This is a genomic window from Pokkaliibacter sp. CJK22405 (genome assembly GCF_046614695.1).
GTDB lineage: Bacteria > Pseudomonadota > Gammaproteobacteria > Pseudomonadales > Balneatricaceae > Pokkaliibacter.
The window spans coordinates 45,606-53,517 of sequence record NZ_JBKKHQ010000022.1 but is presented as its reverse complement, the minus strand read 5'-3'; the positions used below and the strand labels follow the sequence as shown (position 1 = coordinate 53,517).

At 51.3% G+C, this 7,912-nt stretch carries 6 protein-coding genes; 5 read left to right on the top strand and 1 reads right to left on the bottom strand.

All coding sequences use genetic code 11. The annotated features are described in order from the left end of the window. Positions 1–177: 177 nt before the first annotated feature. Positions 178–720, bottom strand: a complete 543-nt coding sequence (locus tag ACKC9G_RS16015) for an RNA polymerase sigma factor (RefSeq protein ID WP_411407220.1) — start codon at positions 718–720, stop codon at positions 178–180. 1,171 nt (positions 721–1,891) lie between these two features. Here ACKC9G_RS16015 and ACKC9G_RS16010 point away from each other — a divergent pair. The 5 genes from ACKC9G_RS16010 (at position 1,892) to ACKC9G_RS15990 (ending at position 7,896) form a co-directional block, all read left to right on the top strand. Further along, positions 1,892–2,635: a sensor histidine kinase gene (locus ACKC9G_RS16010; protein ID WP_411407218.1), complete on the top strand. Its 744-nt coding sequence runs from the start codon at positions 1,892–1,894 to the stop codon at positions 2,633–2,635. Between the two features lie 34 nt (positions 2,636–2,669). Further along, positions 2,670–3,302, top strand: coding sequence for a response regulator (locus ACKC9G_RS16005; RefSeq protein WP_411407216.1), 633 nt, complete (start codon positions 2,670–2,672; stop codon positions 3,300–3,302). Positions 3,303–3,471: 169 nt separating this feature from the next. Then, positions 3,472–4,593 (top strand): HrpJ domain-containing protein, encoded by a 1,122-nt coding sequence (locus ACKC9G_RS16000; RefSeq protein WP_411407214.1) that lies wholly within the window; start codon positions 3,472–3,474, stop codon positions 4,591–4,593. Positions 4,594–4,641: 48 nt separating this feature from the next. Next, entirely contained in the window at positions 4,642–6,732 is a 2,091-nt protein-coding gene (sctV, locus tag ACKC9G_RS15995; protein ID WP_411407212.1) for a type III secretion system export apparatus subunit SctV, read from the top strand. Positions 6,733–6,765: 33 nt separating this feature from the next. Continuing rightward, positions 6,766–7,896, top strand: coding sequence for a GGDEF domain-containing protein (locus ACKC9G_RS15990; protein WP_411407210.1), 1,131 nt, complete (start codon positions 6,766–6,768; stop codon positions 7,894–7,896). Positions 7,897–7,912: the final 16 nt, after the last annotated feature.

Below are 7,912 nucleotides of genomic sequence, written 5' to 3'. Positions count from 1 at the left end.
AGCGTTCAGTTTGAGATTGCGTTAGCAAAAGACAGCAAGGGCAGACTCCTCGGAACGAGGCTACTAAGACCCATGACGTAAAGACATTACTTTCCCCCAGGCGGGGGTGTATTTCGGTAGGACTCATCCCCTAGAAGGGGAGATACATCGTAATAAACAGATCGTAAAGTGGATAACTCAGAGGCCCAGGCAACGTTTCAGCTGCTGACGACCACGGGACAGACGAGAGCGGATAGTGCCGATAGGTACACCAACCTGATCTGCCGTGTCCTGATAGCTGTATTCAGCATCAACGACCATGTTGAAGATACGCTGCATGTCTTCAGGCAATGCATCAATGGCTTCGATAGTACGATCCAGAGAGCGCTCATACTCCACCAGCTCAGAAGGGTTATCTTCCAGCTCGCTTTGCAGACATGCCATTAGCTCTTCAGTGATCTCATCCGTCTGCGGATGTGAGTAATGCTGTTTAAAGTGGTTACGAACCAGGTTAACTGCAATGCCAAATAACCAGGTCTCAGGTTTGGATGCGCCCGCAAAGCGGTCTTGGCAACGAACAGCCTCCAGGAAGGTTGCCTGCACAATGTCTTCAACATCTTCGCTGCGCCACACTTTTTTGGCAATAAAGTGAGTCAGTCGTTTCTGCTGACTGCGGAACAGCAAATCCAGGTCTAAGGCAGCTTTCTCAGGGAAAGCCTCTCGGGAATCAGCGAACTGCACGAGTGTATCCTCATGTTAACTTTTAGTTTTCTGAGCAATGCTCGATTCGTGATCCACTCCCCGTTCATCCGTTAGCCAGTCCCGACATTTCTGGATTTAAGGGTGGGATAGTGATGTCCCTATCTCCGTGGTGCGCCCTTAAACATATAAAAAATGCAGAAAGAAAGAGCAACACTCTCCCTCACATTCATAAATTTGTAAGGAAATCGTCAATTATTGACCCCCATCAATGAATAAAAAAACTTATATAAATCATAGAATTGAGGTCAAAGATGGGACGTATAAAAAGGTAAAAAACCGAAACAGGATAAAATAAACACCTGTCACAAAAGACATGAATTGGAATTTTTTACTGTAGGAATTGCAGAATGAAAATAAAAAAAGAATTACATACAGGTAGGAATTTGATTACAGAACTTTTTCTTAAATGATTACAAGAAACCTGACAAACATCGCAAAATATCTAATTTATATATGTCAACCGCAAAAAATAATCAGTTTTACTGAAACGACTTTTTACTCTGAGTAATGAATCGCGCAAATAGATATTTTAATAAGCGCATTTATATACTTTTTTGTCATTCCGGTCAGAGGAAAATCTCACTAAAGACGACAACAACAGTTGCATTAATAAAACTATCACAAGACCTATTTGCAACAATCGATTTTAAAACCCTTTCGTTCGTCTATCCCAGCATTCAGACTAAACCGTAAGCGTGCTAAAAAGCAAAATTTGAAGAGTTTTCAGCCAATTAGCTGAAGGTTATTATCACTCTATCGTTCATGTACATTTACGCTAGAGCGACATGACTGAGTCAGTTATCGGACTGCAGAGAGTTTTCTTGAACAAAGCGGGGCATTCGGGTCACCAAGATCGCGCCAGTAGACTGCGATTCGGCGTCAGAGAATGGGGTAAGGCAGGAGTTAAATAACGGCACCAACAAAAACATCCGTTTTTCCTTGTCACTAAAATGTGAGTTTTATCACCTTGCAGAACCTTAGTGAAAAAAACCCGAGACAGGTTTCATCCCTTCGTGCAAAAATTCTGTAATTATTGCAGTTGAAATCCAATCTCATTTACAACCTTTACATTTTCCACTGCTTTTATAAGCAGCAAACCTGCGATGAGCCACACACGACGAAACACGTCTTTGCCCGGGGAGGACTCTAGATGCCACAGCGAACACTTCCCGACTTGCCCTGGATAAGCCGATCTGAATTCAGTGCCAGTGATGAGGCTCCTAGCGAAGTAGCCTTAACCCCAGACGAGTTACGTGAGCTTTCCCGCCGCATGCAAATGATCAGAGAGGATGAACGCAAGGTGATCGCGCGCGAACTCCACGATGAGCTGGGGCAGCAATTAACCGCTTTACGGCTGGGGCTGATGCATCTGCAGCTGGATGCCACAAGCCAGCAGCCCGAGTTGAAACCGGCTTTTGAGCACCTGACGCGTCAATTGGGTGCCACAATTGCCATGAGCCGTGACATGGTGACCAAATTACGCCCTGCGGCTCTCGACATGGGGCTGGAAACTGCATTGGAATGGCTGGTGGAGCAATTCCAGCGGACGACCCGTATCAGTTGTCGACTCATTCAGCACTGCCACCAGCTGGAGCTGGATGATTACACCGCTATCGCCTTGTTCCGCATTGCTCAGGAGGCGCTGAACAACATTGCCAAGCACGCGCATGCCACGGATGTGCGCATTGTGCTGCACAGAACCGAAGATCCCATGTTGCTAATGTGCATCCGGGATAACGGCATCGGCTTTGAAGTTCAGCAAAAAACCCAGAGTTCGTATGGGCTGATCGGTATTAGAGAACGAGTGAGCACCCTTAATGGGCAGCTCTATCTGTTTAGTGCCAGGGGTCAAGGAACGCACCTGGAAGTTCAGCTGCCATTGGAGAATTCATAATCCGCGGCAGCAGGTAATAAGAAGGAATTCCGTCATGATCCGCCTTGTAATCGCTGATGACCACTCTATTGTCCGCGAAGGCCTTCAACACCTTCTCTCGCACTACGAGGAGTTTCGTCTTGTCGCCGAGGCGGAAAATGGTCAGGCATTGTTGAGCCTGTTGGATACTGAGCAGCCGGATATTGTCCTGCTGGACATGATGATGCCGGGCCTTAGCGGTCTTGCGCTGATCGAAACACTGCATACCCGTTTTCCCGACCTGCCAGTACTTATTCTTAGCATGCACAATGAGCCTCAAATCGCCCGCCGTGCGATTCGGGCTGGCGCCCGCGGCTACCTCAGTAAGGATTGCGATGCCCTGACCCTTACTTCGGCGATTCGTCGCCTGGCTCGTGGAGGGCGTTACATCCAGTCGGATATTGCTGAGAGCCTGGCCTTTCATGATGTGGAGCAGGAGGAACAACCGCGGCATGAAACGCTTTCGCGCCGGGAGTTTCATGTTCTGTGCCTGCTGGCTCGCGGCATCAGCATCAATGCCATTGCCGAACAGCTGGGTATCAGCAATAAAACCGTCAGCACCCACAAGTTTCGAATGATGCAGAAGATGGACTTTAACAGTCAGGCGGATGTGGTGCGCTATGCGCTGCAATATAAGCTGATCACCTGACTCAATCTGACAAGGAGCGTCTTAATCGCTGCTGGATGACTGGGGTGTGATCCCTGTAGGAATTGGCACTATGTGCAATATTATTCCTCCAAATCAATGGGAACCACGGGACACTCACCACCACACAAACAGCATCCACAGGTCTACTTGTTGATTGCAGGACTATTTCATGGAATTCAGCTCATTACAGCGCAGTATGCAGGCTGCACAAACCAACAGTGCAGCTTTGCAGCAACAACAAGCAGATTTAAAGACGCCTTCCCAGACGCTTAACCCACTGGCGTCGCAGCATGTAGATACACACCTGTCGGATAACCTGGAAGAGATTTCCATGTCCTTCAGCGAGAAGGAAGAGTCCAAGGGCATCGGCGACCGCGAGATTACTGACCGCCCCAATCAGCGCATGCGTGTGCAGAAGATCATGTCTCTTTACCACTTGATGGAAGAGAACAGTAACGGTGGCCTGACAGACATCAGCTCACAGCTGCGTCGCATCGCCCAGAACCCCAATTTCAACCTCGATGATGTCCTGTCCAAGTCCAAGTCAGACCCTGCACTGGCTAACCTGGCACTGCAGCATGCGATCGGGGAAGCCAATAAAGAAGGCAAGACCGACGAGGCCGCCAAGCTCAACGGTGCGCTAGATGACCTGATGCAGCATGAAGAGCATGGTGCCAAGGCCCGTGCAGGCATCAATACCGCCGCTGCCATTGCCGCTTTCAGCAAGGACCCAAAAAATCGTGCCCAAATGCGTGATGTCTATTACGCAGGTATCGCCGGCAAAGGCTCACAGGGCTCACTCATTGCCATGTTCGATGCCTTACTGAGCCGCTTTGATGAGAAGCACTTCAACCAGGGCATTCATGTGCTGATCAACGCCATGAACGATGACCTGAATTCATCTAACCCGTCCAAGCCCAAGAATGTGATCAGCATGCTGCTGAAAGACATGACTGCCAGTCAGGACCTTAACTCGGTACTGAATCAGGCAGGTGATCTGCTAAGGCGCATGAAGCGCAAAGGCGCCGACACCAGCATGACAGCAGCACGACTGACCCGCCGCCTGCTCGACTTTACCCAGTCACGTATTCTGCCAAGGGATGTAAAACAGTTGACCAATGACTGTGCGGGCGGCGAATTACCTATGCAGATGACGTTTATGAATGCGCTAAAACAGTTATTGAAAGATAAATTACCGGTATCTATCTGGGGCGACGATATGCGTGCGCCTGTCATGGAAGTGGTAGACCGTGTCATGGCAGATATGTCACGGCAAGAGCAGAATACCTAATTCTAGGGAAGGCACCACCCAGCAGCATACAGGTACCGAGCGCAGTTTATGAATCAGGCATTTCTCATACTTAATCGTATTGCGATAAGCGCAATGAAGCGCTCGGAGGTGGTTGGCGCGGCTTTCGTCATCGCCATCGTCTTCATGATGATCATCCCCCTGCCAACGGGTCTGGTGGATGTTTTGATCGCGGTAAACATCTCTATTTCCTCCCTGCTGATCGCTCTGGCCATGTACCTGCCTGGCCCTCTGGCATTCTCCTCCTTCCCGGCAGTACTGCTGCTGACAACGATGTTCCGGCTGGCATTGTCGATTTCGACCACCCGACTCATTCTGCTGGAGCAAGACGCAGGTCACATCGTTCAGGCCTTCGGCGAGTTCGTAGTCGGCGGTAACCTGGCCGTAGGTCTGGTTATCTTCCTGATTCTGACCGTCGTTAACTTCCTGGTTATCACCAAAGGTTCGGAGCGTGTGGCCGAGGTTGCTGCGCGATTCACCCTGGATGCGATGCCCGGTAAGCAGATGTCGATCGACTCTGACTTGCGCGCAGGCCTTATTGATGCTGACCAGGCACGTACCAAGCGTAACGAGCTGGCAAAAGAGAGCCAGCTGTTCGGTGCGATGGACGGTGCGATGAAATTCGTAAAAGGGGATGCGATTGCCGGTCTGGTTATCGTCTCGATCAACCTGATTGGTGGTTTCTCTGTCGGTACGCTGCAACACGACATGACCGCCAGCGAATCGATGCATCTCTACTCTGTGCTGACTATCGGTGATGGTCTGATCGCTCAGATTCCTGCCCTGTTGATCTCCCTGACCGCCGGTATGATTATCACCCGCGTCAGCTCTGATAACTCGCAGATGGATGCCAACATCGGCCGCGAAATGGCCGAGCAGATTACCAGCCAGCCAAAAGCCTGGATTATCTCCTCTGTCGGCATGCTCGGGTTCGCCATGCTTCCCGGGATGCCAACAGCGGTATTCCTGACCATCGCTTTCATTACCTTGTTCAGCGGGCTATTTCAGGTATTCAAGGCCAAGAAGATCCTGATGCTGCAAGCCCAGCAGCAGTCCGGTCAGGTCGCGGTTGCCCCTGAGAATAACGGTTTTGAGGATATCCGCCGTTTTAATCCGGCACGCGCTTATCTGCTGCAATTCTCTGGCGCTCGCAATCATCCTAATGACTCTCTGACTGTCAGCCTGATCGTCGAGGCACGTAAAACCCGTAACCGTATCGTCAACCTGTACGGCATCACCCTGCCCTCCTTCGATATCGATTACAGTGACCAGCTACCCGAAGATGAATTCTGCTTCTGCGTCTACGAAGTGCCACGCTTGCGTGCTACCTATGCGACGGGCAAGGTGGCTATTGAGCGCAGACTGCTGACTGAAGAACAGATAGCGGAAGGCACCCCTGGCACCCTCGAGCGCGAGGAAGATCGCTGGGTATGGTTTGATGAGGGCCATCCGCTGGCACAAACCGCCGAGATGAACCCTATTCCGGCGCTACGGATGCTGGTCGAACGTCTTGAGCGCTTGTTCTTTGCCACAGGCCCGCAGTTTATCGGCCTGCAGGAAGCCCGCGCGATCCTGAGCTGGGTTGAGGCTGATCAGCCTGAACTCGCCAAAGAACTGCAACGTGTGATTCCCACATCGCGCTTTGCCTCTGTACTACAGCGTTTGGCACAGGAAGCAGTATCGCTTCGTGCTATTCGCCCCATTTCTGAAGCCCTGATCGAACATGGTCAGCACGAGCGTGATGCGGGCGCTCTTGCCGACTATATACGTATTGCGCTCAAGGCCCAGATTTGTCATCAGTATGCCAACGAGGACGGCATGCACGTTTGGCTGTTGACGCCGGAAACCGAAGAACTACTTCGCGACTCCATGCGACAGACCCAGACAGAAGCGTTTTTTGCCCTGACGCAGGAGGCTAGTCAGGCATTGGTTCAGCAGTTGCGGGAAGCCTTCCCGATAATGGCCTCTCCAAGACCGGTATTACTGGTGGCACAGGATTTGCGTCGCGTCATGCGCAATCTTTTACAGGACGAGTTTAACCATGTCCCGGTGCTGTCATTCTCCGAGCTGCTGAGCACATCACAGGTGAACGTGCTTGGTCGAATTTCACTGGAATACTGATGCCGAAACGGCGCTGATAATGGAAGTAGTCTTATGAGCACGCTTACACAGCAGTTACCCACCAGCCGCACCTTACCTGTTTTCCCGGTGGGTATTCTGGCCTTATTGTTTGGGCTTCTGGCCTGGTTTAGTTATCAGCAGCACAAAGCCACCACTGGTGAAGAGTTCAACGATCAGCTGTTGCCCCTGGGTATTCATCTGATGCAGGCCGAGTTAAAAGGCCGTTCGATGATGCCCGGCGACCTCACCTCACTTCCTAAAGCGACTCAGGACAAACTGGTCGATCTGGTTCAGTCTTTCCGTCAGGCGCGCCATATTGCGCTTCTGGTGGCAGATGCGAATGGCCGCGTGCTTCTTGATAGTGCAGGCCTGACTGGCGAGAGCAGTGTTCGCCTGCCCTATCCCAAACTGCTGGAAGAAATTTCCAGCGGCATGGTGAAAGGCGATGTGGCCCGTTATTACAGCTACTCCAGTGACGGCATGAGCAATTACGCTGTACTGCAGGCGCTGCCTGACAGCGGCCTGATTCTTGTCGCTCACGGTTCAACCGACAGCCCACTCAGTGAGATTGGCGCGCCTTATTATCTGATTGTGCTGGGCGGTCTGGTGGCCATGGGCTTTGTCTGGTACACCGGCATCAGCAGCCAGAAGCGTCTGCAACGCCAGCACATGGCGCAGATCGTCACCGATCCTCTGACCAACCTGCCTAACCGTCGCGGCTTTGACCTGCTGGCCCATCAGGGTGTCAGCGAGGCGGTGCGAACCAACCAGGCCTTATCGATCATATTGATTGGTATTGACCGCTTCTCGAACATTAACGACAACTACGGCCATGCATCAGGTGACACTGTTTTGAAACGTGTGTCTGCGACACTGCGCACTTCCCTCAGGGGATCTGATGTACTGTGCCGATGGGGTGGCGATGAGTTTATCGTCATGCTGAAAAATACGCCGGCGGATCGTGCCTGTCTGGTGGCAGAGAAACTTCGCAAGCTGGTCAGCGATCAGACCTTCAGCTTCTCTGGAGAGCAGGTGCACTTGAGTGTCAGTGCGGGTGTTAGCGGCTTGATTCCCAAGGAAAGTCTGCGTTCCATGCTGGCTCGCAGTAATCATGCGCTGCATCAGGCAAAAGACAAAGGCCGTAATCAGACCCATATGGCCTGATAGTCAGCCACAAAGA